This is a genomic window from Pontibacter rufus (assembly GCF_015694705.1).
Taxonomy (GTDB): Bacteria; Bacteroidota; Bacteroidia; order Cytophagales; family Hymenobacteraceae; genus Pontibacter; species Pontibacter rufus.
The window spans coordinates 272,036-296,126 of sequence record NZ_JADQDR010000004.1 but is presented as its reverse complement, the minus strand read 5'-3'; the positions used below and the strand labels follow the sequence as shown (position 1 = coordinate 296,126).

General features: G+C 50.3%; 22 protein-coding genes. 4 read left to right on the top strand and 18 right to left on the bottom strand.

Annotated features, from left to right (window positions below; all coding sequences use genetic code 11):
* Positions 1 to 93: 93 nt before the first annotated feature.
* Complete coding sequence (locus I2I11_RS09255) at positions 94 to 534, top strand: hypothetical protein (RefSeq protein ID WP_196267401.1); 441 nt, start codon at positions 94 to 96, stop codon at positions 532 to 534.
* 108 nt (positions 535 to 642) lie between these two features.
* Here the strand turns inward: I2I11_RS09255 and I2I11_RS09250 are convergent, their stop codons facing one another.
* On the bottom strand, positions 643 to 1,122 hold the full coding sequence (locus tag I2I11_RS09250) for a GyrI-like domain-containing protein (RefSeq protein WP_196267400.1): 480 nt from the start codon (positions 1,120 to 1,122) through the stop codon (positions 643 to 645).
* Positions 1,123 to 1,608: 486 nt separating this feature from the next.
* On the opposite strand from I2I11_RS09250, the gene aspS reads away from it, so the two are divergent.
* The gene (aspS, locus tag I2I11_RS09245; protein ID WP_196267399.1) at positions 1,609 to 3,366 is read left to right on the top strand and encodes an aspartate--tRNA ligase; all 1,758 of its coding nucleotides are present in this window, start codon (positions 1,609 to 1,611) and stop codon (positions 3,364 to 3,366) included.
* A 258-nt stretch (positions 3,367 to 3,624) separates the two neighbouring features.
* Here aspS and I2I11_RS09240 read toward each other — a convergent pair whose 3' ends face one another.
* Genes I2I11_RS09240 through nuoK form a run of 4 tightly spaced genes read right to left on the bottom strand, consistent with a single transcriptional unit; the run spans position 3,625 to position 8,866 of the window.
* Positions 3,625 to 5,010 carry an NADH-quinone oxidoreductase subunit N gene (locus I2I11_RS09240; RefSeq protein ID WP_196267398.1) on the bottom strand — a complete coding sequence of 462 codons (1,386 nt, stop codon included), beginning with the start codon at positions 5,008 to 5,010 and terminating at the stop codon, positions 3,625 to 3,627.
* Between the two features lie 45 nt (positions 5,011 to 5,055).
* Positions 5,056 to 6,519 (bottom strand): complex I subunit 4 family protein, encoded by a 1,464-nt coding sequence (locus I2I11_RS09235; protein ID WP_196267397.1) that lies wholly within the window; start codon positions 6,517 to 6,519, stop codon positions 5,056 to 5,058.
* Between the two features lie 12 nt (positions 6,520 to 6,531).
* Positions 6,532 to 8,490: an NADH-quinone oxidoreductase subunit L gene (gene nuoL, locus I2I11_RS09230; protein WP_230679998.1), complete on the bottom strand. Its 1,959-nt coding sequence runs from the start codon at positions 8,488 to 8,490 to the stop codon at positions 6,532 to 6,534.
* A gap of 46 nt (positions 8,491 to 8,536) precedes the next feature.
* On the bottom strand, positions 8,537 to 8,866 hold the full coding sequence (nuoK, locus tag I2I11_RS09225) for an NADH-quinone oxidoreductase subunit NuoK (RefSeq protein ID WP_196267396.1): 330 nt from the start codon (positions 8,864 to 8,866) through the stop codon (positions 8,537 to 8,539).
* Between the two features lie 448 nt (positions 8,867 to 9,314).
* Here nuoK and I2I11_RS09220 point away from each other — a divergent pair, with 448 nt between their 5' ends.
* Complete coding sequence (locus I2I11_RS09220) at positions 9,315 to 10,349, top strand: DUF6929 family protein (RefSeq protein WP_196267395.1); 1,035 nt, start codon at positions 9,315 to 9,317, stop codon at positions 10,347 to 10,349.
* An 87-nt stretch (positions 10,350 to 10,436) separates the two neighbouring features.
* Here I2I11_RS09220 and I2I11_RS09215 read toward each other — a convergent pair whose 3' ends face one another.
* The 13 genes from I2I11_RS09215 to I2I11_RS09155 form a co-directional block, all read right to left on the bottom strand.
* Positions 10,437 to 10,955 (bottom strand): NADH-quinone oxidoreductase subunit J family protein, encoded by a 519-nt coding sequence (locus I2I11_RS09215; RefSeq protein WP_196267394.1) that lies wholly within the window; start codon positions 10,953 to 10,955, stop codon positions 10,437 to 10,439.
* Positions 10,956 to 10,960: 5 nt separating this feature from the next.
* Positions 10,961 to 11,470, bottom strand: a complete 510-nt coding sequence (locus I2I11_RS09210; protein ID WP_196267393.1) for a NuoI/complex I 23 kDa subunit family protein — start codon at positions 11,468 to 11,470, stop codon at positions 10,961 to 10,963.
* A gap of 104 nt (positions 11,471 to 11,574) precedes the next feature.
* Positions 11,575 to 12,621 (bottom strand): NADH-quinone oxidoreductase subunit NuoH, encoded by a 1,047-nt coding sequence (gene nuoH / locus I2I11_RS09205; RefSeq protein WP_196267392.1) that lies wholly within the window; start codon positions 12,619 to 12,621, stop codon positions 11,575 to 11,577.
* Positions 12,621 to 13,604: an NADH-quinone oxidoreductase subunit G gene (locus tag I2I11_RS09200; protein WP_196267391.1), complete on the bottom strand. Its 984-nt coding sequence runs from the start codon at positions 13,602 to 13,604 to the stop codon at positions 12,621 to 12,623. Before I2I11_RS09200 ends, nuoH begins: the two co-directional genes overlap by 1 nt.
* 365 nt (positions 13,605 to 13,969) lie before the next feature.
* The gene (nuoF, locus tag I2I11_RS09195; RefSeq protein WP_196267390.1) at positions 13,970 to 15,316 is read right to left on the bottom strand and encodes an NADH-quinone oxidoreductase subunit NuoF; all 1,347 of its coding nucleotides are present in this window, start codon (positions 15,314 to 15,316) and stop codon (positions 13,970 to 13,972) included.
* A gap of 151 nt (positions 15,317 to 15,467) precedes the next feature.
* Positions 15,468 to 16,001, bottom strand: a complete 534-nt coding sequence (locus tag I2I11_RS09190) for an NADH-quinone oxidoreductase subunit NuoE family protein (protein ID WP_196267389.1) — start codon at positions 15,999 to 16,001, stop codon at positions 15,468 to 15,470.
* A gap of 48 nt (positions 16,002 to 16,049) precedes the next feature.
* A complete protein-coding gene (gene nuoD, locus I2I11_RS09185; RefSeq protein ID WP_370582952.1) occupies positions 16,050 to 17,300 on the bottom strand; it encodes an NADH dehydrogenase (quinone) subunit D in 1,251 nt (416 codons plus the stop codon).
* 50 nt (positions 17,301 to 17,350) lie between these two features.
* Complete coding sequence (locus tag I2I11_RS09180) at positions 17,351 to 17,857, bottom strand: NADH-quinone oxidoreductase subunit C (RefSeq protein ID WP_196267388.1); 507 nt, start codon at positions 17,855 to 17,857, stop codon at positions 17,351 to 17,353.
* A gap of 3 nt (positions 17,858 to 17,860) precedes the next feature.
* Positions 17,861 to 18,415, bottom strand: a complete 555-nt coding sequence (locus tag I2I11_RS09175; protein ID WP_196267387.1) for an NADH-quinone oxidoreductase subunit B — start codon at positions 18,413 to 18,415, stop codon at positions 17,861 to 17,863.
* 78 nt (positions 18,416 to 18,493) lie between these two features.
* Positions 18,494 to 18,877 (bottom strand): NADH-quinone oxidoreductase subunit A, encoded by a 384-nt coding sequence (locus I2I11_RS09170; protein WP_196267386.1) that lies wholly within the window; start codon positions 18,875 to 18,877, stop codon positions 18,494 to 18,496.
* Between the two features lie 361 nt (positions 18,878 to 19,238).
* Positions 19,239 to 21,467: an NADP-dependent isocitrate dehydrogenase gene (locus tag I2I11_RS09165; RefSeq protein WP_196267385.1), complete on the bottom strand. Its 2,229-nt coding sequence runs from the start codon at positions 21,465 to 21,467 to the stop codon at positions 19,239 to 19,241.
* Between the two features lie 242 nt (positions 21,468 to 21,709).
* Positions 21,710 to 22,333, bottom strand: a complete 624-nt coding sequence (locus I2I11_RS09160; RefSeq protein WP_196267384.1) for a phosphoribosyltransferase — start codon at positions 22,331 to 22,333, stop codon at positions 21,710 to 21,712.
* A gap of 223 nt (positions 22,334 to 22,556) precedes the next feature.
* Complete coding sequence (locus tag I2I11_RS09155; protein ID WP_196267383.1) at positions 22,557 to 23,234, bottom strand: dienelactone hydrolase family protein; 678 nt, start codon at positions 23,232 to 23,234, stop codon at positions 22,557 to 22,559.
* A gap of 134 nt (positions 23,235 to 23,368) precedes the next feature.
* On the opposite strand from I2I11_RS09155, the gene I2I11_RS09150 reads away from it, so the two are divergent.
* Positions 23,369 to 24,043: a hypothetical protein gene (locus I2I11_RS09150; RefSeq protein ID WP_196267382.1), complete on the top strand. Its 675-nt coding sequence runs from the start codon at positions 23,369 to 23,371 to the stop codon at positions 24,041 to 24,043.
* The last annotated feature ends 48 nt before the right edge of the window (positions 24,044 to 24,091 follow it).

Here is a 24,091-nt window from a genome sequence, read left to right as displayed (position 1 = left end):
GCGGTGTCTGCGGCAGTATCTTATTCAACTCCCTTGCCGTTATATCAGATAAGGTGCTGCAAGTAAGCAGCGCCATCACCTAAGTATAAAGATATGTTAGAGCAATTAATTAACGGTATAAAAGGACAACTTACCGGTGAGCTGCAGAACAAATTTCAGTTACAGCCCGATACAGCCAGCAAATCGGTAGATCTGGCACAGGAGCACGTAAAAGAGGGCCTCAAGCAGCAGGCAACCAGCGGCAACATGGGCGGCATTATGGATGTGCTGAAAGGGAACAAAGGCCCTATGGACAGCTCGGGCATAAACGGTATGATTAACAGCTATGTAAGCGATCTGACAACCAAACTGGGCATTCCGGCAAGTATAGCCAACCAGGCGGGCCCTTTTGTCATCACTTTTATCATGAACAAACTGAGCGGTAAAGTAAGCGGCGAAGGATTGGGACAGTCGGATATAATGGGCATGCTGGGTGGTAGCCTGAAAGATAAACTGCCCGGCGGTTTGGGGGATAAGCTTGGCGGACTTTTTTAGTAGCTGATAAATAGCAATGTATAAAAACCAGGAAGCCATACTTAGCAAGTATGGCTTCCTGGCTGATATGCCGGCTGCCATTTTGCCGCGACTTGCCAGGAGCGGAAGTTATGGTTTCGGTTTAATGGGTATCCATACTTCTTCTTCAGAGTTTGGATCGCCATTTTTATACTTTTCTCCCAATACTTCCAAATGTGGCCGGTCATCTAACAGGTAGTCTGAATGAGGCAGCCAGCTTGTAAAAATATACCGGAACGTGCTGTTATCTGTGCTTGCTCCTTTGTGTATGAAAACAGCATATTGTCCGCCTGTCAAAATAAAGGGCTCCATGCCGTCAGGTACGATGTCAAAGTCTGCTACTGCAATGGCCGCCCATTTCTCGAATTCCCGGCTTGGGTTAAAATCACTAAAATACGACTGTTCGTATACTTGCATCCCGTAAAGTTCTGTACCGGTACTATGCAGAATCTCTTTTCGTCCCGGCATAAAGCTTTTCCACAGTTCAACTGTTTTATCATCGGAAAAAGACATTGCCATTCGTTTCCCGATTAATTTCTTTTCGGCTAAAGTTTCTATGCGTGGTTTCATATAAAGCGGGTTGTTTGGTTCTGTATCAATTCGGTTTACTACGCCTGCACCAGGTTACAAAACAGCGCTGCCTCATCTATAGATACAAACGCGCCTGCTGCTGTGTTTTGAATGGTAAGTATAAGGAGGAAATTAGCCTGAAGTATAAATGAAGTCCGATGAATGTAAAAGCTACTTGCATTCAGTTGCTTATGCCTGAAAATCTTTGTCAGGGTGTCATGTGTTTTATCATTTATCGTCGTGATTTTTTATCAAAGTAAGCTACTTGGTATCAACATTAAAAACACAAGCCCACACTTTACAGTTTATACATTGGAGAACAACAACAAACGGGTGGGAAACAGGAGGAAGACAGGTGCGGCATGCCTGCCCGGGAACCTGATGCTCTGGCCGTAAACAAAACAAATGCAGGCTGCCGGCGCAATCTCATTTCTAAGCTATTTATTTTATTAAATTTGTGCCTCATACATCAATAGAAATTATACTATGCTTCGAACTCATACTTGCGGCGAACTACGTATCTACAACGTAGGCGAAGATGTTATACTTACCGGTTGGGTACAACGCCTGCGCGACAAAGGCGGCATGCTTTGGATTGACCTGCGCGATCGTTACGGCATTACGCAGCTTACTTTTGAAGAGGGCATTACGCCGCCCGCTTTGCTGGACCAAGCCCGCAGCCTTGGCCGCGAGTATGTTGTAAAAGCCGTAGGCAAAGTTATTGAGCGGTTCTCTAAGAACGATAAGATGCCTACCGGCGAAATAGAAATCAAGGTATCGAGGCTGGAGGTGCTGAATCCTTCCAAATTACCACCTTTCCTGATTGAAGACGAGACCGACGGCGGCGATGATCTGCGCATGAAGTATCGCTACCTGGACCTGCGCCGTGCGCCGGTTCGCCACAACCTGGAACTGCGCCACCGCATGATGCGCGCCGTGCGTAACTACCTGGATAGCCATTACTTTATTGAAGTGGAAACGCCTGTGCTGATAAAATCCACGCCCGAAGGCGCCCGCGACTTTGTGGTGCCCAGCCGCATGAACCCCGGTGACTTTTATGCTTTGCCGCAATCGCCGCAAACCTTTAAGCAGTTGCTGATGGTAGCCGGTTTCGACAAGTATTACCAAATCGTGAAGTGCTTCCGCGATGAAGACCTGCGTGCCGATCGGCAGCCGGAGTTTACGCAAATAGACTGCGAGCTCTCTTTTGTAACCCAGGAAGACATCCTGAAAAGATTTGAGGGCTTGATCCGGCATCTGTTTGAGGAGGTGAAAGGCATCCACATTGACCGCCTGCCCCGCATGACGTACGCCGATGCCATGCAATACTACGGCTCTGATAAACCCGATACGCGCTTTGATATGCGTTTTGTGGAACTGAACGACCTGGCCAGGCACCGCGGTTTTAAAGTGTTTGATGAGGCGGAGTTGGTGGTAGGTTTCAATGCCAGAGGCGCGGCCGGCTATACCCGGAAGCAGCTGGACGAGCTGACAGAATTTGTAAAACGCCCGCAGGTGGGCGCTACGGGTCTGGTGTATGCCCGCGTAGGGGAGGATGGCAGCATAAAGTCGTCGGTGGATAAATTTTTTTCGGCTGAAGATCTGCAGGCCTGGGCCTGGGCTTTTGATGCCAGGCCGGGTGATCTGCTGCTTATACTTGCCGGGCCAAAAGATAAGACACGCAAAGCCCTGAGCGAACTGCGCCTGGAGATGGGCTCTCAAATGGGCCTGCGCGATAAGAATGTGTTTGCTCCGCTCTGGGTTGTAGACTTTCCGCTGCTGGAGTGGGACGAGCATACCAAGCGCTACCATGCCATGCACCATCCTTTTACAGCGCCAAAACCAGAAGATATCGAACTGATAGACGACCGGCCTGGTAACATGCGTGCCAACGCCTATGACATGGTAATTAATGGCGTGGAAGTGGGCGGGGGCTCTATCCGTATCCACGACCGCAGGTTGCAGGAGCAAATGTTCCGCCTGCTGGGCTTCTCAAATGCAGAGGCGGAAGCGCAGTTTGGTTTCCTGCTGAATGCATTTGAGTATGGCGCGCCGCCCCACGGCGGCATTGCATTTGGCTTCGATAGGCTTTGTTCGCTGTTTGGCGGCTCCGATTCTATCCGCGACTACATCGCTTTCCCGAAAAATAACTCAGGTCGTGATGTAATGATAGACGCACCCTCGCCCATCTCGCAGGACCAACTGGACGAACTGCATATACGCCTAAAGAATTTGCCACGGTAAGGCCGGTTGTACTGTGAGCCTGCAATAATTTTAAGCTTATACCTGAGAGCCTGCTGCCATTAAGGAAGCAGGCTTTTTTGCGTTTGTGGAAGTATAGCTGAAGTATAAATTGCCCGCCTTCGCTCGCCCAGAGTTGAGCGAAGGTGGCATCAAAGACCTCGCAGCGTGCGCAGTTCCTGCGAGTGTCTGGCAAGCTATAAACCAAAAGCGGCTGCCTTGGTTAAAGGCAGCCGCTTTTGATTTATACTTGAAGCGCTTTTACAGCAAATCGCTTACCAGTGCAGGCGCTATACCTAACAGGATGGTAAATACGGTGATAAAAATCAGCATGAACGAAGCGAAGCTGCCGATACGGATTTTTGCGGCATCGGCGGCAGGCTGCATGTACATGGCAATGACTACTTTGAAGTAATAGTAGATACCGACAGCGGCCATCAGTACGGCAACCACTACCAGCCACATCAGCCTGGCATCCTGCACAACGGCGGTGAACACGAAAAGCTTTCCGAAGAAGCCGGCTGTAAGCGGAATGCCTGACAGCGAGCACATGGCCACTGTCATAGCAAAAGCCAGCAATGGATTTGTTTTGCCTAAACCGTTAAAAGCGGCGTAGGTTTCGTCGCCGTTGCGCTGCTCTGAAACATACTGTAGTACAGCAAAAGCAACAATGGTGGCCAGCGCGTATGAGAGCGAGTAAAACAGGATGGAAGCATCTGAACGCTCGTTAAAGGCAACCAGCGCCATCAGCAAATAACCTGCGTGCGACACGCTGGAGTAGGCCAGCATACGTTTAAAGTTTGTCTGCACCACAGCCCCGATATTGCCAACTACCAGCGTGAGCACGGTAATAGCAATAAGCGTCGGAAACCAGGCGGCATAAGAAGCGGCAAAAGCAGCAGCCATTAACTTATAAAAAGCCGCCACGCCCGCTATCTTCACTACTGTAGACATGTAAGAGGTAAAGAGCGTAGGCGTACCTTCGTACACATCCGGCGCCCAGAAGTGGAAAGGCGCTGCAGATATCTTAAAGGAAATACCAATCACGAGCAGCAACAGGCCCAGCGTGAACATGGCGTTTACTGTGCCGTCGTTTACGGCAGCAGTGGCGGCAATGTCAGTCAGGTAAAAGGAGCCGGTGGCGCCGTATATCAGCACAATACCAAACAGCAGCACACCCGTAAAAAAGGCGCCCATCAGGAAGTATTTCAGCGCAGCTTCGTTAGAACGCAGGCGTCTCTTATCGCTGCCGGCCAGCACATACATGGCAATAGACAGAATCTCGATACCGATAAACAGCATGAGCATGTTTTCGTAGCTCACCATCATAATGGCACCTACCAGCGAAAACAACAGCAACGAGTAAAATTCAGCCAGGTTCTCGTTCGCTTCTTCTATATAATGTTGCGAGAAAGGGAGCAGCAGCAGCGTAGCCAAAACCATAATACCTGTAAAAGCCACCGCATAGTTGTCGATGGTGAGCATGTGGTTGAAATAGCTTTGCGCCTCGTTCCAGCTAAAAAGGTTGGCACCAAACACTACTGCCAGAAACAGCAGCGACAGAGGCAGCAATATCCGCTTTGACTTCATAAAGCCCACGAAGAGGTTAATGATGCCGAAGATGGATAAAAGTATGATTGAAGTCATGTCGTTTATATCCTGTAAAACTCGTTATCCTGATTCGAGCGCTTTTTAGCGCTTAATTACATTCAGCAGGGTATGCACCGCCGGCTCCGAAATGCTCAGGAACGTGTTGGGGAACAAACCAATCCAGAACACCAGCACCACCAGCGGAATAAGCACGGCTTTCTCATTAAGAGTCAGGTCGGCAAAGCTGTTGGTCGTTTCTGATTTTGTACCAAACATCACGCCCTGGAACATGCGCAGCATGTAGACGGCTCCCAGTATAATCGTTAAACCCGCCGCAGCACCCATCCAGCCGTTGTACTGGTATACACCCGACAGCAGCAGGAATTCGCCCACAAAACCACTTGTAAGCGGAAGCGCAATGGAAGCTAATATCAGCACCATAAAGCAGATAGAAAGCGCCGGCGTGGTTTGCGTAATGCCGCCCAGGCTCGCAATCTCGCGGGTGTTGGTGCGGCTATAGATGATGTCGATGATAAAGAACAAACCTGTTACCACCACGCCGTGGCTCAGCATCTGAATCACGCCGCCCTGCAGGCCCTGTTCGTTCAAAGTGAAGATACCTGCTGAAATCAGGCCTACGTGCGCAATGGAAGAATAAGCTACCAGGCGTTTGAGGTCGCGCTGACGGATGGCAATGACAGAAGCGTACACGATGCCGATGATGGAAAGTATAAGCACCACTTCCGTCCACTGGCTTACGCCAAGGGGCACCACCGGCAGCAGCCAGCGCAGCACGCCGTAAATACCCATTTTCAGCATGATGCCCGAGAGCAGCATCGTGCCTTGTGCGGGAGATTCGGCGTAAGTATCCGGCTGCCAGGTATGGAATGGGAACACGGGCATTTTAATAGCGAAAGCGATGAACAGGAACCAGAAAATCCAGCCCTGTGCACTGCTGTTCAGCGCCAGATCATAAAAGGCCAGCAGGCTGGATGAATGGGCGGATGTAGCTGTGGCCCCGGTCTGGAAGTATAAATACACGAAAGCAGCCAGCATAAGGAGCGACCCGAAAATCGTGTACACAAAGAACTTAAACGTAACCGGAATGCGGCGCTCACCTCCCCAAATAGCGCAGATAAAGTAGATGGGAATGAGCGCCAGCTCCCAGAAAAAGTAAAACAGGAAGGCATCCAAAGCGACAAACACGCCAATAAGGCCCGTCTGCATAAACAGGATGAGCGCATAGAAAACGCCTGGGTCTTTGTAATTGTGCTTGAAAGAAGAAAGTATAATCAACGGCACCAGAAACGTCGTCAGCAACACCAGCAGCAGGCTGATACCATCCATGCCGATGATAAAGCCGATGCCTGCGCTCGGCACCCACGGTACGTTTAGCGCGAATTGGAAGCTGCCGCTCTGGCTGTTAAAGACCGAGGTAGCGAAAAGCGCCAGGGCAAACTCCACAAGCGCTGCAATAAAAGCCACTTTCTTGGCACCTTGTCCTTTTACAAGCAACACCAGCAGTGCAGCGAGGGCAGGCCAGAAAAGTAATAGAGCTGTAATCATCTTCTGAGAGCCTTATCCGATAAAGAAGTTTAAAAATAAAATCAGAGCGATGCTGCACACCATCACGAGCAGGTAAAACCCGATGGCGCCGCTTTGCGCATACCGTAAAGTGCGGCCGCTAAGTATAACCATCCTGCCTACGCCGTTCACAATACCGTCTACCACAATTACATCCACCAGGCGGTGCACAGCATTGGAGAGCCACATTACCGGGCGCACGATCAGCGAGTTATACAACTCGTCGATATAATATTTTTGGTATAGCAGGTTGTGCACAGGAGCCAGACGCGCATTTTCTTCAGCAGGCACTTCCTCTTTTTTGATGTACATAAAGTAGGCAATAATAATCGCCAGTACCGCCACGCCTACCGAAACGGCCATAAGTATAAACTCCAGTTCATGCGAAACCGCACCTGTTTCAAAAGCTGCCGGGTTGATGCTGCGTGCATAAGTATAAAGCGGTGCCAGGTAATCGCCCAGCACATGTTCTGCCCCAAACACTTCCGGAATGCCCAGGAAACCACCAATGGTAGAAAGTATGGCCAGCACAATCAGCGGAACCGTCATCACAGCAGGCGATTCGTGGAGATGATGCTTCTGTTCCTCGGGGCCACGGAATTTACCGAAGAAAGTCAGGAACAAAGCACGAAACATATAGAAAGCCGTCATGAAAGATGCCAGTACGCCTACGCCCCACAAAATTTTGTTATGTTCGAATACGTGCGCCAGCAACTCATCTTTAGAGAAGAAACCGGCAAACGGCGGAATACCGGAAATGGCCAGCGTACCAATCAGGAAAGTAATGAATGTAACAGGCAGCGCTTTGCGCAAACCGCCCATGCGGCGCATGTCCTGCTCGTTGCTCATGGCATGAATCACAGAACCCGCACCCAGGAAAAGCAGCGCCTTAAAGAACGCGTGCATCAGCACGTGGAACATAGAAGAGGAGAAGGCCATCACGCCCAGCGCCAGAAACATGTAGCCCAGCTGCGAAACGGTAGAGTAAGCCAGCACCTTTTTGATGTCATTCTGCACCAGACCAATGGTAGCTGCCAGCAGGGCCGTAGCCGCACCGATAATGGCAATCACTTCCAGCGTAGTAGGGGCAAGTATAAAGAGTACGTTGGAGCGGATTACCATGTAAATACCGGCCGTTACCATCGTAGCGGCGTGTATCAGGGCAGAAACCGGCGTCGGGCCTGCCATCGCATCGGGCAGCCAGGTAAACAGCGGAATTTGTGCGCTCTTACCCATCGCCCCGATAAACAGGAACATCGTAATGCCAATCATTACCGGCGTATCCAGTCCTGTCAGTTTGCTGGCCTCGGCAAATACCTGTGGATAGCTTACGCTGCCAAAAGTGATAAAAATGAGGAAGATGCCCAGCAGAAAGCCTAAGTCGCCGATGCGGTTCATGATGAAGGCTTTTTTGGCGGCATTGTTATAGTTGGTATTCTTGTTCCAGAAACCAATCAGCAGGTAGGAGCAAAGTCCCACGCCTTCCCAGCCCACGAACATCATCACGTAGTTAGAGCCCATCACCAGCAGCAGCATCGAGAACATGAACAGGTTCAGGAACGAGAAGAACTTGCCGATGCCTTCGTCATGGCTCATGTAGCCGGCCGAGTATAAATGGATAAGGAAGCCAATGCCGGTTACCATCAACAGCATCAGCAGCGTGAGCTGATCAATCAGGAAGGAAAAACCGATACGGAGGCTGCCGGCCGAAATCCAGTTGTAGTAATCTACCGTGTAAGCCTGGCTGCCATTGGCTTTAAAATCGAGGAACAGGTAGATGGATATCAGGAAAGACACCAGCACGGTGCTGCAACCTATAAATCCCACCAGGCCTTTGGAAAATTTGCGGTTGCCCAGCCCGTTCAGGAGAAAGCCGATGAATGGCAGCAGCGGAATAAGCAAACAGAGCAGCGCCATGTCCTGGTTCATGCGGGGCATTACTATCTCTTGCATCTATGTTTATCGTTTAATAAGCTGTTCAGGAAGAAAAATGAGGTAACTACCATTTCAGGTTATTCAGTAGTTGTACATCTGTGGAGCGTGTATTGCGGTAAGTCATCACAATAATGGCCAGCCCTACGCATACTTCAGCGGCCGCTACCGCCATAATAAAGAATACAAATACCTGTCCGTTGGTGTCGGCGCGGTAAGAGGCAATAGCCGTCAGCAGCAGGTTTACGGCATTCAGCATCAGCTCTACGCACATAAAAATCACGATAGCGTTGCGCCGGATCAGCACGCCAATTACACCAATAATAAAAAGGGCTGTGCTGAAGTATAAATAATAGTTAAGCGGAATGGTTCTGATGATATCAGGTATCTGGTTCATGGTAAGTGGGCCTGAACGTATTATATATGTAAATTACAATCCATTAAGCAAGTCGCAAAGTTATCCTCATTTTTTATAAATCCATAACATATTTCTATTCTTCTTGATGCTGATAGTTTTGCTGTGAGGTATAACGGCTGCTTTCTTCAGGAGCAGGTACAAGCATAGGCTGTGAAGTATAGACAGCGCCCCTGCCATTGACCAATTCGTCAGCTATTGGCGCAGCTGCTTGCCGTGTTTTTCAAACCCCTGAAGATTGCAGAACAGGCACGCAAATTCATGGTTGAATTATAATCCGCATTTATGCTCCGCTAAGGGCATTGCTGCGTGCACAGCCTGCGCGGGCGCCCGGCTAACTGTCAGAACGGCTTAAACCAGCAGGAATTTAATCAATTTTATTCAGGCTTTCATACTTCACGTATTACGGGTTATACCTACAACAAAATCTATGAAATTCAAAAATACAATGGTTGCACTTCTTTCTGTTACTACAATTGCTGGCTGCCAGCAAAAAACGACACCAACAAGCTCGCTTTCTGTGGAGGATATGGAAGCCGTGGTGGCGCAGAAGGTGTTTTATCAGAACCTGCCTTCTGCTTCCGGTATCGAGTCGGCGGGCATAGGTTATTATGTGGTGGGGGATGATTCGCCGTATTTATACCTGCTGGATGCCAGCTATACTTTAGTAGAAAAGACGCCGCTGTTCGATACTACCAGTTTTGCCGGCGGCCGCATTCCGAAACTAGAGAAGGCTGACCTGGAAAGTATGGCACAGTTCAGGTATAAAGATGCCGATTACCTGCTGCTGCTTGGCTCGGGCGCCACCGCTAACCGCAACAAAGCTTTTATAGTGCGGCAGCCAGACGCCAAAGAAGTACGGGCCGTGGATATCAGTACCTTTTATACTTTTCTGCAAAAAATACTGGCGCGTCAGGCAAGCAGCGAAGTGCTGAACATTGAAGGCCTGGCCGCCGATGACACACACTTTTACCTGCTGCAGCGCCGCCTGGCGGCTGGTGTAAACACTATTTTCCGGTTTAAAAAAGAGGAGTTTCTGCGTTATCTGATGGAAGAGGGAGATCTCCCGGTCGCGGCAGCTTTTTACATCAGGTTGCCGCAAATCGGGCCTTACGAAGCGGGTCTTTCAGGCGCCTGCATTTATGATGACAAGCTTTTCTTTTCTGCTTCGATTGAGCGTACGCTGAATGCGGTGGATGATGGCGAAGTGCTCGGTAGCTTTGTCGGGTTTATTCCGCTTTATACTTTGGGCCGGGCCGGTGATGCTGCCAACCCGCTGGAGGTGGCTGCCGTGCAATTAAAGAATGCCGATGGCACCATGTATACCGGCAAAGCAGAGTCGGTGGTGGTGCAGGCAAAGGATGAAAGTGGCGGGTATAAGGCCATACTGGTGTCAGATGATGATCAGGGCCATTCGGAATTGCTGGAAGTAACGCTCCGCCCACGGTTACCGGCAAAGCCATGAAAAAGCCGGCACATTGGCACCGGCTTTTTTATGGCTTTAGCTGGCGCAAGCGTCCGCTTGTGCCAGGCTGCTTTGCCTTGGATAATCTTAAAAATGCTGTTCGCCTGCTTCTTTCTTGCCCAGCATCACGGCGCCCACCATTGCTACCAGGAACAGCACGGAGGCCAGTTCAAATGGCAGCAGGTACTGTGTAAACAATACAGCGCCTAAGGTTTCGACCATACCTGTCTGCGAGGTAAACGTATCGGCGTTGTAGCCAGCTATAGTAGTATCTTTTACAGCAGCGACCATAATCACGAACAGCAGACCACCGGCAATGGTACCGGCAAATTTGCTGAGCGTGGAGGTCTTCACACGGCTTTCCGAATCCTTGTTCATGTTCAGGAACATAATCACAAAGAGGAAAAGCACCATGATAGCGCCTGCATACACAATAATGTTTACGGCAGCCAGGAACTGCGCATTCAGCAGAATGTAGTGGCCGGAAATGGTAAAGAACGTGATGATCAGGAACAGCACGCTATGCACAGGGTTCCTGGAAATTACCACCATCAGGGCGCACAGCAGCGTGAGCGAAGCAAGAAAATAAAACAGGCTCTCGGTCATCGGGATTATTTTGTTTCAGTGGTTTTCAAGGGCTCTACCAAACGGTCTTTGCCATAAATAAATTCGTCGCGCTCGTAGCGGGCCGGTGCAAGTTTATCATCCTGCAGAAAAATAGCGGCTTTCGGGCAGGCTTCCTCGCACAGGCCGCAGAAGATGCAGCGTAGCATGTTCACCTCGTAGGTTACCGCATACTTCTCTTCGCGGTACAGGTGCTCTTCGCCCTTCACGCGCTCGCCGGCCGTCATCGTGATAGCTTCGGCAGGGCAGGCTACGGCGCAAAGGCCACAGGCCGTACAACGCTCCGCACCATTTTCATCGCGCTTCAGCACGTGCAGGCCACGCCATACCGAGCTGCGCTCACGCGTTTGCTCCGGGTATTGTATCGTTGCTTTTTTCCTGAAGAAGTGCTTTAACGTGATGCCAAGTCCCTGGGCTATAGCAGGCAGGTACGCCTTTTCCGCCCAAGTCATCTCTTTCTTCTCGAGCTTCTTGCTTCTATTTGATAATGATTCCATGTATGTCTTCCTTATGATTGCCGGGTTGCAGTGTTATACTTGTATAACAGGCTGCTACCTGTCAACATTCAAATTTCGGTACTATAGTTTAAAATAAATAGCCTTTAGTCGAATAGCAGAATACCGCCACCGGTCAGCAGGATGTTAAGTATAGCGAGCGGAATCAAGATTTGCCAGCCCAACTTCATCAGTTGATCATAACGGAAACGCGGCAGCGTCCAGCGCACCCACATAAAGAAGAAGATGAAGAAGAATATCTTTGCGAACATTACTGCCACACCTATCAGCGTCACCACATTATTGCCTACAACCGGGTCGCTGAAAGCCTCACGCAGGTTCTCCATGAACGGGAAGTTGTAAGCGCCAAAGTATAAAGTCGCCATTACCGCCGAAGCCACAAAGATGTTGATATACTCTGCGAACAGGTATAAACCCAGTTTCATAGAGCTATATTCGGTATGGTAGCCGCCAATCAGCTCGGTCTCACATTCAGGTAAGTCGAAAGGCGTACGGTTGGTTTCGGCAAAAGAGCAGGTCAGGAAGATGATGAAGCCCAGCGGCTGATACCAGATATTCCAGTTAAAACCGGCCTGCTGTTCTGCAATCTCGCGGAGAGAAAGCGAGCCCGTCATCATCAGAATAGCGATGATAGACATACCCATGGCCAGTTCGTAGCTGATGTTTTGTGAAGCGGCACGTATAGCGCCCAGCAGCGAGAACTTGTTGTTGGAAGCCCAGCCGCCAATCATCAGGCCATACACACCCAGCGATACCACGCCGAAGATGTACAGCATGCCGATGTTCACCTCAATGGCCTGCAAATAAATCTCACGACCGCCAATTATGAGCATATCGCCAAACGGAATAACTGCGCTGGACATGCAAGCTACAATCATGGCAATGCCCGGGCCGATAATAAACAGCATCCGGTTCGATTTGGCAGGTATAAATTCTTCTTTAAAGAACATTTTGCCGGCATCGGCCAGCGGCTGCATCAACCCAAACGGACCGGCACGGTTTGGGCCCACACGGTCCTGGATGAAAGCGGCTACCTTTCGCTCGGCATAGGTAGAGTAGGTGGCAATCAGCAGCGTAATGCCGAAGATAACCAGGATGTAAACGGCTTTATATATTAGTTCTACAGATTCCATTAGGATTGCTCAGGCAGTATTTTGGTTGTAGATTTAGGTAAGTTCGGTACAATCGGCACGTTGATCACCGGCAACTCGTAATGGTTGGCAGAGATAACAGAACCATTGTCGATATGAGTTGGCCCTTCAATCGTCCAGTCTTTTGTTTCCTTCTTATCGAAACGGCAGGTGTTGCAGATAAACTCCAAACTCTCGTTATACTGGTCTTTGCGGGCTGTAACGCGCAGTACAGAATCGCCGCGCGTCCAGAGTGTCACCTTGCCGGAGCAGGTCGGGCAATCGCGATGCGCATCCAGTGGCTTGGTGAACCATACGCGGTTTTTAAAGCGCCAGGTTTTGTCTGTTAAAGCGCCTACCGGGCACACATCAATTACGTTGCCGGAAAACTCGTTATCGATCACATTCTCGATGTAGGTACCGATTTCAGCAGCATCGCCACGGCCCAGCACGCCATGTACGCGTTCCGGCGTAATCTGGTCGGCCACATGTACGCAACGATAACACAGAATGCAGCGTGTCATGTGCAGCTGGATGTAAGGGCCCAGGTCAACTTTGTTGAAGGTACGGCGTTCCTCTTCGTACCGGATGGAACTTACGCCGTGCTCATAGGATAAATCCTGCAGCTTGCACTCACCGGCCTGGTCGCAAATCGGGCAATCCAGCGGGTGGTTAATCAGCAGCATTTCCACGATGCCCTTACGTGCGTTCAGTACTTCTTCGTTGGTGGTATTTTCTACTACCATGCCGTCCTGCACCTGCGTGATGCACGAAGCCACCAGTTTAGGCATGGGGCGGGTGTCTTTGGCGGAGCCTTGTGTTACTTTTACCAGGCACACGCGGCATTTGCCGCCGCTGCCTTTCAGCGGTCCGTAATAACACATGGCGGGCGGCACTACTTTGCCACCTATTTTTCTAGCGGCCTGCAGGATGGTAGTTCCGTCTTCTACCTCTATCTCGATGCCGTCAATTGTTACTTTAGCCATTTTATTATCGTTGTTCGTATTTCGTTGCTCGTTTTTCGGGTGAGAAACAGAACGATGAACTTTTTATGTTAATCCCTTTTCAGGGCTACAAATCAAATAAGTTATTTTATGGTAATCTTTTACTTTACTCAGGAATGACTTTTGTTTCTTCTGTCATTCCTATGCTCTAAATTATATTTCTCTCTATTGTCATCCTGTAAGGATCTTGTTGGCGAGTAGCATCTGCTTAATCTCCCATCGACCAAGTTTCTTTCAGAATGACAAAAAGAAAGATATTTATTTACTACTGCATTTCCTTATCAAGGCAAGTGCTCGTAACTCAGAAAAGTCTTGAGTCTTATATCTTGATACTTGCGTCTTTAAAACTAAGCTGTTACCGCATCCAGTTGGCCTCTGTACACTGCACCGGGCGCTGTGGCTTCTTTCGGGTATTTGATGTGCCACTCAAACTCATCGCGGAAGTGGCGGATAGCAGCGGCCACCGGCCATGCTGCCGCATCACCCAGCGGACAAATCGTGTTGCCTTCTATCTGTTTGGCTACACTTACCAGCAAGTCGATGTCCTGCTGATGGCCGTGGCCATACTCAATGCGGTGCAGCACTTTTTCCATCCAGCCTGTTCCCTCACGGCACGGGCTGCACTGGCCGCACGACTCATGATGGTAGAAGCGGGCATAGTTCCACGTGTTACGCACGATACACTGCTCCTCGTCAAACACGATAAAGGCACCCGAGCCCAGCATAGAGCCCGTCACAAATCCGCCGTCCGATAACGATTCGTAAGACATCAGGCGGTCTTCGCCGGCTGCCGTTTTCAGAATCAGGTTCTTGGGCAGGATTGGCACAGACGAACCGCCCGGCACCACGGCCTTCAGTTCACGGCCTTTCCAGATGCCACCGCAGTACGCATCCGAATAAATAAACTCTTCTACCGGTACACCCAACTCAATCTCGTACACGCCTGGCTTGTTGATGTTGCCGCTGGCGGAGATGAGCTTGGTACCGGTGCTGCGTCCGATACCGATTTTAGCATACTCGGCGCCGGTGTTGTTCACAATCCAGGGCACCGCGCAGATAGTCTCCACGTTGTTTACTACCGTAGGGCTTTGGAAAAGGCCCTTTACTGCCGGAAATGGTGGCTTGTTGCGCGGATTGCCACGCTTGCCTTCCAGTGATTCCAGCAGAGCCGTTTCTTCCCCGCAGATATAAGCACCGCCACCGGGCGCCACATGCAGATCCAGGTTATAGCCGGAACCAAGTATATTTTTGCCCAGCAAACCGGCTGCGTATGCTTCCGCAATTGCTTTCTCCAGGATGCGCAGCACAAACATCAGTTCGCCACGAATATAGATATAAGAGGTGTTGGCACCCAACGCGTAGCTCGAGGTAATCATCCCTTCGATCAGCGCATGCGGGTTGTTCTCCATGTACCAACGGTCTTTAAAAGTGCCCGGCTCCGACTCGTCGGCGTTGCAAACGAGATAGCGCGGCACTCCTTCAGGTTTGGCCAAAAAGCTCCATTTCATACCCGTCGGGAAACCGGCACCCCCGCGGCCACGCAGGCCGGAAGTTTTTACCTCTTCCACCACCTCTTCCGGAGTCATCGTTTTCAAGGCTTTCTCTACAGATTTGTAGCCGCCGTGCTTACGGTATACTTCCAGCGTTTCGATGCCGGGTACGTTGATATGTTCGGTTAATATTTTAAGTCCCATTGTAGCAGGATGTATAGCTGGCCGCTACTGTTGCTGGTAGCGAGCCATTGTTTATCTTTTATATGGACAAAGGATTTGGTGACAAAGGACAAAAGAGATAATGTGATGATGATGTCTTTTGTCAAACCGGCTTTTGTCAAAAGGTCAAAATTTACTTTGCCCAGGTTGGCGTTTCGTGCTCTTTGTGGCGCATCATCTCCAGGAACTCGTCCACGCGCTGTTCGCTGCCGAGGTTCTCGTAGAATAGCTCGCGTACCTGCAGCATCGGGCCTGTTCCGCAGGAAGCCAGGCATTCTACCGGCTTCAGGGTAAACATGCCATCGGCGCTTGTTTCGCCCTCCTCGATGTTGAGCTTTCGCTTCAGCGTATCAATCAGTTCATCGGCACCGCGCAGGCAGCAGGGGCCCGTGCGGCATACTTCCAGCACATGTTTGCCGACAGGCTTCAGGTTGAACATGGTATAGAAGGTGGCTACCTCGTATACTTCAATCGGCTGTATGTTCAGGATCTCCGCAATTTTGTCCATCGCCTCGGGACTTACCCAACCGCCCAGCTCGGCCTGCGCAATGTGCAGCATCGGCAGCAGGGCGGATTTCTGGCGTCCTTCGGGGTAGTGGCTGATGTAGCGCTGCATCTCGGCCATGGCCGCATCAGAAAACTGTACTTCGTTTAAAATCTCTGCCATTTTATACTTGTCATTGATGTTTTCGCACCAATGTTATATGAATTAATATTAAGCGTCCAGCTCGCCGGCAATCACGTTCATGCTGCTCAGAATCACGATGGCATCTGATAAAGAAGAGCCGACCACCATTTCCGGGTAAGCCTGGTAATAAATAAAGCAAGGGCGGCGGAAATGCAGGCGATACGGTGTGCGGCCGCCATCGCTGATCAGGTAAAAGCCCAGTTCGCCGTTGCCGCCTTCCACGGCGTGGTATACTTCGCCGGCCGGTGCGTCAATCTCGCCCATCACAATTTTAAAGTGATAGATGAGCGCTTCCATGCTGCGGTATACTTCCTGCTTTGGTGGCAGGTAATAATGCGGGGCGTCAGCGTGGTAAGAGCCTTCGGGCAGGTTTTTCAGAGCCTGCTCGATGATGCGCAGGCTCTGCCATACTTCCTCGTTGCGCACCATAAAACGGTCGTAGGTGTCACCGTTGGTGCCTACCGGAATCTCAAAGTCAAAATCCTCATAAGAAGAGTAGGGGTTCATCACGCGCACGTCGTAATCCACCCCCGCGGCACGCAGGTTAGGGCCCGTAAAGCCATAGTTCATGGCGCGCTCAGCAGTTATCGGACCCACACCTTCTGTTCTGTCGATAAAGATGCGGTTGCGGTTAAACATGTCTTCAAACTCCTTGAACACCTTCGGGAAGTTCTTCAGGAACTCCTCGATCATGTAAATAGCTTTCGGCGAAAGGTCGCGCTCCATGCCCCCGATGCGGCCCATGTTGGTCGTCAGGCGGGCGCCGCATACTTCCTCGTAAATGTCGTAAATCTTTTCACGCTCCTGAAACACGTACAGGAAGCCGGTAAAAGCGCCTGTATCCACACCAAGTATGGAGTTACAGATAAGGTGGTCGGAGATGCGCGCCAGCTCCATCATAATCACGCGGATGTACTGCGCACGCTTCGGCACGGTAATGCCCAGCAGCTTTTCCACCGTCATGTGATAGCCCATGTTGTTGATGGGCGCGGAGCAATAATTCATGCGGTCCGTCAGCGGCGTGATCTGGTAAAACGGACGGTGCTCCGCTATTTTCTCAAAAGCACGGTGAATATACCCGACTGTTGACACAGCCGACACAATCTTTTCACCGTCCATTTGCAGGATGTTCTGGAAAATACCATGCGTAGCCGGGTGCGTTGGCCCCAGGTTCAGCGTGGTCAGGTTCTGGTCTTCCGGGTTATGAAGTTTCAGGTCGCGGTTGGCCTCAAACTGCTCCAGCCCGTCAGATTTCATTGTCTTTGTTTCAGTAGCCATAGTTGCTTCTAAAAATGCCTGCCGCAAGTATAAACCCGCGGCAATTTGGCTTATCGCCCGAAAAACGTATCGATTTTATCTTCCCTGGTCTGGTCTTCCAGCGGGTATTGCTTCAGCATCGGGTGGTACTCCATATCTTCCACATTCAGGATGCGGATAAGGTTGGGGTGTCCCGTAAACACAATGCCGTAGAAGTCGTAAGCTTCGCGCTCCATCCAGTTAGCCGTAGCGTACAGGTTCGTCAGTGTCGGCATTACCGGGTCAGTGGCCGGGAAGTATACTTTGATGCGCAGGCGGTAATTATGGCGCAGGCTGTGTAACTGGTACATCATGCAAAGCTCCTTATCCTTCTGCTCCGGATAATGGATACCGGCCATGGTCGTCAGGAAGCGCACCTGCAATTCCGTGTCGTCGTACAGGTATTGGATGAGCGGGATGATGGTTTCGCGGTTTGTCTGGAAAGTCATAATGCCGTCCGGGTTTACAGCATCCCAGATGTTATCAATCCCAAACTGCTCAATAATTTTGCCGAGGACGTTTTCGTTCGTAAGCTCCATTGCTTATTTAATGTTGTAAGAGGCCAAAAGCGCTTGGTATTCCGGTGAGTTGCGGCGGCGCAGCGATTCGTGTTCTGCCAAATCCTGCACGCGCATCAGGCCGTCCAGGATTTGCTCGGGACGAGGCGGGCAACCCGGTACGTACACGTCTACCGGCACCACGCGGTCAATGCCCTGCAGCACCGAGTAAGTATCGAAAATACCGCCTGAAGAAGCACAAGCTCCTACAGCAATTACCCAGCGTGGCTCAGCCATCTGCTCGTACACCTGCTTTACAACCGGCGCCATTTTTTTGGCAATGGTACCCATCACCATCAGCAGGTCGGCCTGGCGCGGCGAAAAGCTGGGGCGCTCCGAACCAAAGCGGGAAATATCGTAATGTGAGCCCATGGTGGCCATAAACTCAATACCACAGCAGGAAGTGGCAAAGGGCAGCGGCCACAGCGAGTTCTTACGGGCCAGCCCGATTACTTTCTCCAGGGAGGTAGCAAAAAAGCCTGAACCTTCGTGCCCTTCCGGTGCCTCAACTATTTTTATGTCTTTACTTGTATCGCTCATGTTAAGGATTGTTTGTCTCTACAAATGCGGTTTTGCATCCTAGTTTGAACATCAGTCCGCCTGTAAAAGTTTAATGTCCTAGTCCCATTTCAGGATGCCTTTTTTAAGCACGTAGAAGAAGCCTGCCAGGAGCAAGCCCATAAACAATACCATCTGCAAAAAGCCGTCTAAGCCAAAGCTTCGGAAGTTTACTGCCCAGGGATACATGAAGATAACTTCCACATCGAACAGCACAAACAGAATGGCTGTCATGAAATATTTATAGGAGATAGGGGTGCGGGCATCACCTACCGATTCGATGCCGCTTTCCCAGGGCGCATCTTTCACGGCGCTCTTGCGCTTCGGGCCAATCAGGTGGGTAACAATAAGGGTAGTAACGACAAAGCCCAGCGCGGCCAGAAACTGAATCAGGATAGGCAGGTAGTCGGATGGTACATACTGCTGATTTACAGCTGGTTCCATAATGGTGTTGTTCTTTTATAAATTAGACAGCAAAATTAGGGATAAATCACCAACAATCAAAAGTATAAATGGGATGCAAATAAGTGGGAAAGTAGTATGGATGGCAGGTATTGGAGAATGTAGAAGACCTCGCAGCGTGTGTAGCTCCTGCGAGCGTCTGATGCCCCTCCTAAAAACAGGAGGGGGTTGTTTTTGCAGCGGTCTTTGCTGCCACAAGTTGCGCTGGCGCTAAACTTGCGGCATGGGAGGCATGGGAGGACCGCATAGGGGAATAGGGGATGGCAGCACTCCTCAATTGTCCGCAAACAAAAAGGCTGCCCGAGATCATCTCAGACAGCCTTTCCTTTTTCTATAGGCTCCTTTAGAAATCAGCCAAAATCTTATTCAGCGTTTCGCTTGGCCGCATGGCTTTTGCAGCTTTCTCCGCATCCGGATGATAGTAGCCACCTAAATCAACGGCTTTGCCTTGTGCGGCAATCAGCTCATTTACAATCTTCGTTTCATTTTCTGAAAGCTCCTTGGCCAATTTTGAGAATCTATCCTTCAGTTCCTGATCTTCAGACTGCTCGGCCAGCGCTTGTGCCCAGTACAGCGCCAGGTAAAAATGACTGCCGCGGTTGTCTATCTGACCGACCTTACGTGCCGGCGATTTATCTTTTTCCAGGAACTCGGCATTGGCTTTGTTCAGCGCCTCTGCCAGCACCTCGGCTTTTTGATTACCGGTTTTTTGGGCAAGGTCTTCCAGAGAAACAGCAAGTGCCAGGAACTCGCCCAGCGAATCCCAACGCAGGTAGTTTTCTTCCATAAACTGCTGCACGTGTTTCGGGGCAGAGCCACCGGCGCCGGTCTCAAACAAACCACCGCCATCCAGCAGCGGAACAATAGAAAGCATTTTGGCGCTCGTGCCCAGTTCCAGAATCGGGAACAGGTCGGTCAGGTAATCGCGCAGCACGTTGCCAGTTACCGAGATAGTATCTTTGCCGGCTTTGGCACGCTCCAGAGTATAGCGCATCGCTTCCACCGGAGACTTGATTTGGATATCCAGCCCTTCGGTGTTCTGATCCTGGAGGTAACGTTTTACTTTTTTGATGAGGTTGGCGTCGTGCGCCCTGTTTGGGTCGAGCCAGAAAATAGCTGGCGTGTTGGTCAGCCTTGCCCTGGTTACGGCCAGCTTTACCCAGTCCTGTATCGGCAGGTCTTTGGTCTGGGTCATCCGCCAGATGTCGCCTTCTTCTACTTTGTGTTCCAGCAAGGTGTTCCCAGCGGCATCTACCACACGCACTGTTCCGCTTTCGGTTATCTGAAAAGTTTTGTCGTGCGAGCCGTACTCTTCTGCTTTTTGGGCCATCAGGCCGATGTTGGGCACCGTGCCCATGGTGGTTACATCAAAAGCGCCGTTCTTCTTATGGAAATCGATTACTTCCTGGTAAATACCGGCATAGCTGCGATCCGGGATAATGGCTTTGGTATCGTGAAGTTTACCGTCAGCACCCCACATTTTGCCGGACGAACGGATAGCTGCCGGCATCGAGGCATCAATAATCACGTCACTTGGCACGTGCAGGTTGGTAATGCCTTTATCAGAATCCACCATCGCCAGGGCCGGGCCTTTGGCGTAAGCGGCTTTGATGTCGGCTTCTATCGCTGCCCGCTGGTCTTCAGGTAAGGTCTTGATTTTAGCAAACACATCACCTAAACCGTTATTCGGATCTACGCCTAACTGCTCGAAAGTCTCGGCATACTTCTCAAATACATCCTTAAAGAAAACCGTAACAGCATGGCCGAACATAATCGGATCGGATACTTTCATCATAGTCGCTTTCAGGTGCAGAGACAACAATACATCTTTTTCTTTTGCGTCGGCAATTTCCTTTTCCAAAAAGGAGCGCAGCGCTTTTTTGCTCATTACCGCAGCATCAATTACTTCGCCTTCTGTCAGCTTCAGCTTGTCTTTTAGTGTTCTGGTTGTGCCGTCAGCACCTACAAATTCTATCTTCACCTCGCCGGCTTTCTCTACCACCACCGATTTTTCGCTGCCGTAAAAGTCGCCGCTTTCCATGTGGGCCACATGCGTTTTAGAGTCTGCACTCCAGGCGCCCATCGTATGCGGGTGCTTTCTGGCGTATTGTTTTACAGCGTCTGCCACGCGGCGGTCGGAGTTTCCTTCCCTTAAAACCGGGTTCACAGCACTGCCCAGTACTTTTGCATAGCGCGCTTTTATTTCCTTTTCAGCGTCATTCTTCGGCTCTGCCGGGTAATCGGGGATGTTGTAGCCCTGGGCCTGAAGCTCTTTGATAGCCGCGGTTAACTGCGGAACAGAGGCGCTGATGTTGGGCAGTTTGATGATGTTGGCTTCCTGTGTTTTGGCCAGATCGCCGAGGTAAGCCAGATCATCGTTTTGCTTTTGCTCTTCGGTCAGGTTATCGGAGAAAATTGCCAGAATACGGCCGCCAAGCGAAATATCTCTTGTTTCGACGTCAATGCCTGCTGCCTGGGTAAAGGTTTCGACGATGGGCAAAAAAGAGTAGGTGGCCAGTGCTGGCGCTTCGTCGGTTATGGTATAAACAATTTTAGCTGTCTTTGTCGTCATATTGTTAAGTTAGTTTAAAGTTATGTTGCCTCTGACTGAGGGGCACGGGTATCAGTAGCAAATATAAGTGTCTTTTTTATATACGCCAGTTAAGATGGCGGCTTTACTGCCTTACTTGATTTTAATGAATACAAGAAGCCCCGCCTATAAACGAGGTAAGGTGATAACGCAGGCATCACCGTATGCCGGTACATCTGAAGTATAAAATCATGTTTGCAACGCCTGATGTAAGTATAGCGGCTTTATGCTGCATGCTGCTGTAGCAGCTTGATAACTTCTTCGTCACTTACCTGTTCAAACTTGCGGTAAAACTGCCCTACTGATTGAAAGAATGGCGGAATCAGCAGGCAGACCACCTCATCTACCATACTTCTCAGCTTATCGATGGCAGCAAACGGTGCGACAGGCACAGCTACTACTACCTGCTGCGGCTGTTGCTTTTGCACCAGTTCTACGATGGCCAGCAGCGTTTTGCCCGTGGCAATGCCATCGTCTACAATAATTACAACCCTGCCTGCTAAATCAACGTGCCGGCGGTTGCCCATAAAGAGTTTATACTTCTGTTGCAGGCTTTCGCGGATGCGCTGCACCTGGGCCTCAATGTAGGTTGGCGGCACGTCAGCACGCGCATCCACTATCACACTCTCCAGGCTTACGGAGCCGATGGCAAACTCAGAATTGGCCGGGTGCCCGATTTTTTTAGAAAGCGCAATCTCCAGCGGCATACCAAGACGCCGGGCAATAGGGGCGGCTACCGGCACCCCGCCGCGCGGTATGGCCAGCACCACGCCTTTCCGGCCCCTGTACTTCTCCAGCCGCTCTGCCAGCAGTTGTGCCGCTTCTTCTCTGTTTTGCAGCATTTCCATAGGCGTTCTTTTAATTTTAAATAACTGAATAAACAGTCTGATGAAATGGTTGTTAAGTAAAAGGGTACAAATCCAAATGGAATATCCTGGCCACCGGGGATTAGATATAAGATTTTGATATTAACTTATACCTGATGATTGGTGTTTTATACTCACAATGAAGGATTTAAATGAGTGATTCATTTTGTCCGCTTACTTACCTGTTCATTTATTTAAAATTCAGTTAAGCCTGATTTTGATGCAGCGGCTGTTGTTTGGTTGGCTCCAGGTACTTCCGGAACCAGTCGGTAGCCAGCTGTGTGGCCATCTCCAGAGCACCCGGCTCTTCAAAAAGATGGGTAGCATCCGGAACAATCACCAGGTCTTTTATACATTGCAGCCTGTCCTGTGCCTTTTTGTTATAGGTTAACACAAGTTTGTCGAGGCCGCCCACGATGAGCAAAGTTGGAGTATGTACGTAAGGTAGTACCGCATCTGCCAGGTCCGGGCGACCGCCCCTGCTCACTACAGCATCTATTACATTTTCTCCGAATGCGGCTGCAGCGCTCAAAGCAGATGCAGCACCAGTGCTGGAACCAAAGTAGCCGATATTTAGCCCTTTTGTATTTTCCTGCACCCACCTTGTCGCACCTGCCAGGCGTTCCGTGAATAATGGAATATTGAATCTATTGTCCTGTTCCTCGTCCTCCTCGCGGGTAAGCAGGTCGAACAACAGCGTAGCGAAACCCGACCGCTGCAGATGTTCTGCCACAAACCGGTTGCGGGGGCTGCGCCGGCTGCTGCCACTGCCGTGCGAGAAAATAACTATTCCTTTCGCTCGTTCCGGTATTATTAAATCGCCGTCGAGCGTTACGCCGCCTACATCTATGCGGATACTGTCGTTAAAAGTAAAGTTTGCCATAGCTTGGATAAGTATAATATGAGTGTATAATATGAACGTATTTAAAAGTACGCCTCTCCTCTGCAAGGGTTGAGCCTGTAACTCATCCCATTGTAGCTGTATTTACGTATTGCAGGAATATTAAATCTTTGCTGATGCGCTACTATCTCTGGCTAAGCGGAATTATATTTGTGTTGAGCAGCTGTCGCCCAGATCAGGGTGGCACACACAACAGCACCCTCTCCGCTGAGGGAACAGATTCGGGCAAAGCCGCACAGGACGAGCGCCTGATTAAAGAAGCAAAAAGTACAACTGACTCTGTTGCTTTTGAAGCTGCTTTTGAAAGGTTTTTCGCGGCGCTGCAAGCGCAGGATACTGCTGCCTTGAATGCTTTTATTGACCCGAAGCAGGGCTTCTGGCTGATTGAACAGCCTGGTGCGGTGCCGGCTTATACTCACTACAGCCAGGTGCAGGAGGTGAAGCGCAGTTACCAGGAACTGCCGTTTGTGTCTATTGCCGCGCAGATGCAGGCCTGTAACCTACAGCAGCGGGAGCATTTTCCGGAATTTGATTGCGCCATGACGGACAATGGCGGCTCCGGCTATGCTGAAGATGGTTGCTTTTATACCAATGGCAGCGCCTTCCGCCAAAATAATATGTGGCAGTACGCCGGGCTGAGCAAGCAACAGGAAAAACAGGTACAGGATTTACAGCGACAGGTGAAGCAGTCGGTGCTCCATACTTATACTTCGTACCGTTTCCACTTTGGGTACGATGGCCAGCACTGGCGTTTATACTTTGCAGATCTACGGGTGCCCTGCAGCGCGTAGTTAATGTTGAATAACTGAATTCTTGAATGGATACAATAAGGTTAAAAT

What these genes read in the sequence shown, in the direction of transcription:
- I2I11_RS09255 (WP_196267401.1), top strand. Translation starts at nt 94, where the DNA reads ATGTTAGAGCAATTAATTAACGGTATAAAAGGACAACTTACCGGTGAG.
- I2I11_RS09250 (WP_196267400.1), bottom strand. Translation starts at nt 1,122, where the DNA reads ATGAAACCACGCATAGAAACTTTAGCCGAAAAGAAATTAATCGGGAAA.
- aspS (WP_196267399.1), top strand. Translation starts at nt 1,609, where the DNA reads ATGCTTCGAACTCATACTTGCGGCGAACTACGTATCTACAACGTAGGC.
- I2I11_RS09240 (WP_196267398.1), bottom strand. Translation starts at nt 5,010, where the DNA reads ATGACTTCAATCATACTTTTATCCATCTTCGGCATCATTAACCTCTTC.
- I2I11_RS09235 (WP_196267397.1), bottom strand. Translation starts at nt 6,519, where the DNA reads ATGATTACAGCTCTATTACTTTTCTGGCCTGCCCTCGCTGCACTGCTG.
- nuoL (WP_230679998.1), bottom strand. Translation starts at nt 8,490, where the DNA reads ATGCAAGAGATAGTAATGCCCCGCATGAACCAGGACATGGCGCTGCTC.
- nuoK (WP_196267396.1), bottom strand. Translation starts at nt 8,866, where the DNA reads ATGAACCAGATACCTGATATCATCAGAACCATTCCGCTTAACTATTAT.
- I2I11_RS09220 (WP_196267395.1), top strand. Translation starts at nt 9,315, where the DNA reads ATGAAATTCAAAAATACAATGGTTGCACTTCTTTCTGTTACTACAATT.
- I2I11_RS09215 (WP_196267394.1), bottom strand. Translation starts at nt 10,955, where the DNA reads ATGACCGAGAGCCTGTTTTATTTTCTTGCTTCGCTCACGCTGCTGTGC.
- I2I11_RS09210 (WP_196267393.1), bottom strand. Translation starts at nt 11,470, where the DNA reads ATGGAATCATTATCAAATAGAAGCAAGAAGCTCGAGAAGAAAGAGATG.
- nuoH (WP_196267392.1), bottom strand. Translation starts at nt 12,621, where the DNA reads ATGGAATCTGTAGAACTAATATATAAAGCCGTTTACATCCTGGTTATC.
- I2I11_RS09200 (WP_196267391.1), bottom strand. Translation starts at nt 13,604, where the DNA reads ATGGCTAAAGTAACAATTGACGGCATCGAGATAGAGGTAGAAGACGGA.
- nuoF (WP_196267390.1), bottom strand. Translation starts at nt 15,316, where the DNA reads ATGGGACTTAAAATATTAACCGAACATATCAACGTACCCGGCATCGAA.
- I2I11_RS09190 (WP_196267389.1), bottom strand. Translation starts at nt 16,001, where the DNA reads ATGGCAGAGATTTTAAACGAAGTACAGTTTTCTGATGCGGCCATGGCC.
- nuoD (WP_370582952.1), bottom strand. Translation starts at nt 17,300, where the DNA reads ATGGCTACTGAAACAAAGACAATGAAATCTGACGGGCTGGAGCAGTTT.
- I2I11_RS09180 (WP_196267388.1), bottom strand. Translation starts at nt 17,857, where the DNA reads ATGGAGCTTACGAACGAAAACGTCCTCGGCAAAATTATTGAGCAGTTT.
- I2I11_RS09175 (WP_196267387.1), bottom strand. Translation starts at nt 18,415, where the DNA reads ATGAGCGATACAAGTAAAGACATAAAAATAGTTGAGGCACCGGAAGGG.
- I2I11_RS09170 (WP_196267386.1), bottom strand. Translation starts at nt 18,877, where the DNA reads ATGGAACCAGCTGTAAATCAGCAGTATGTACCATCCGACTACCTGCCT.
- I2I11_RS09165 (WP_196267385.1), bottom strand. Translation starts at nt 21,467, where the DNA reads ATGACGACAAAGACAGCTAAAATTGTTTATACCATAACCGACGAAGCG.
- I2I11_RS09160 (WP_196267384.1), bottom strand. Translation starts at nt 22,333, where the DNA reads ATGGAAATGCTGCAAAACAGAGAAGAAGCGGCACAACTGCTGGCAGAG.
- I2I11_RS09155 (WP_196267383.1), bottom strand. Translation starts at nt 23,234, where the DNA reads ATGGCAAACTTTACTTTTAACGACAGTATCCGCATAGATGTAGGCGGC.
- I2I11_RS09150 (WP_196267382.1), top strand. Translation starts at nt 23,369, where the DNA reads ATGCGCTACTATCTCTGGCTAAGCGGAATTATATTTGTGTTGAGCAGC.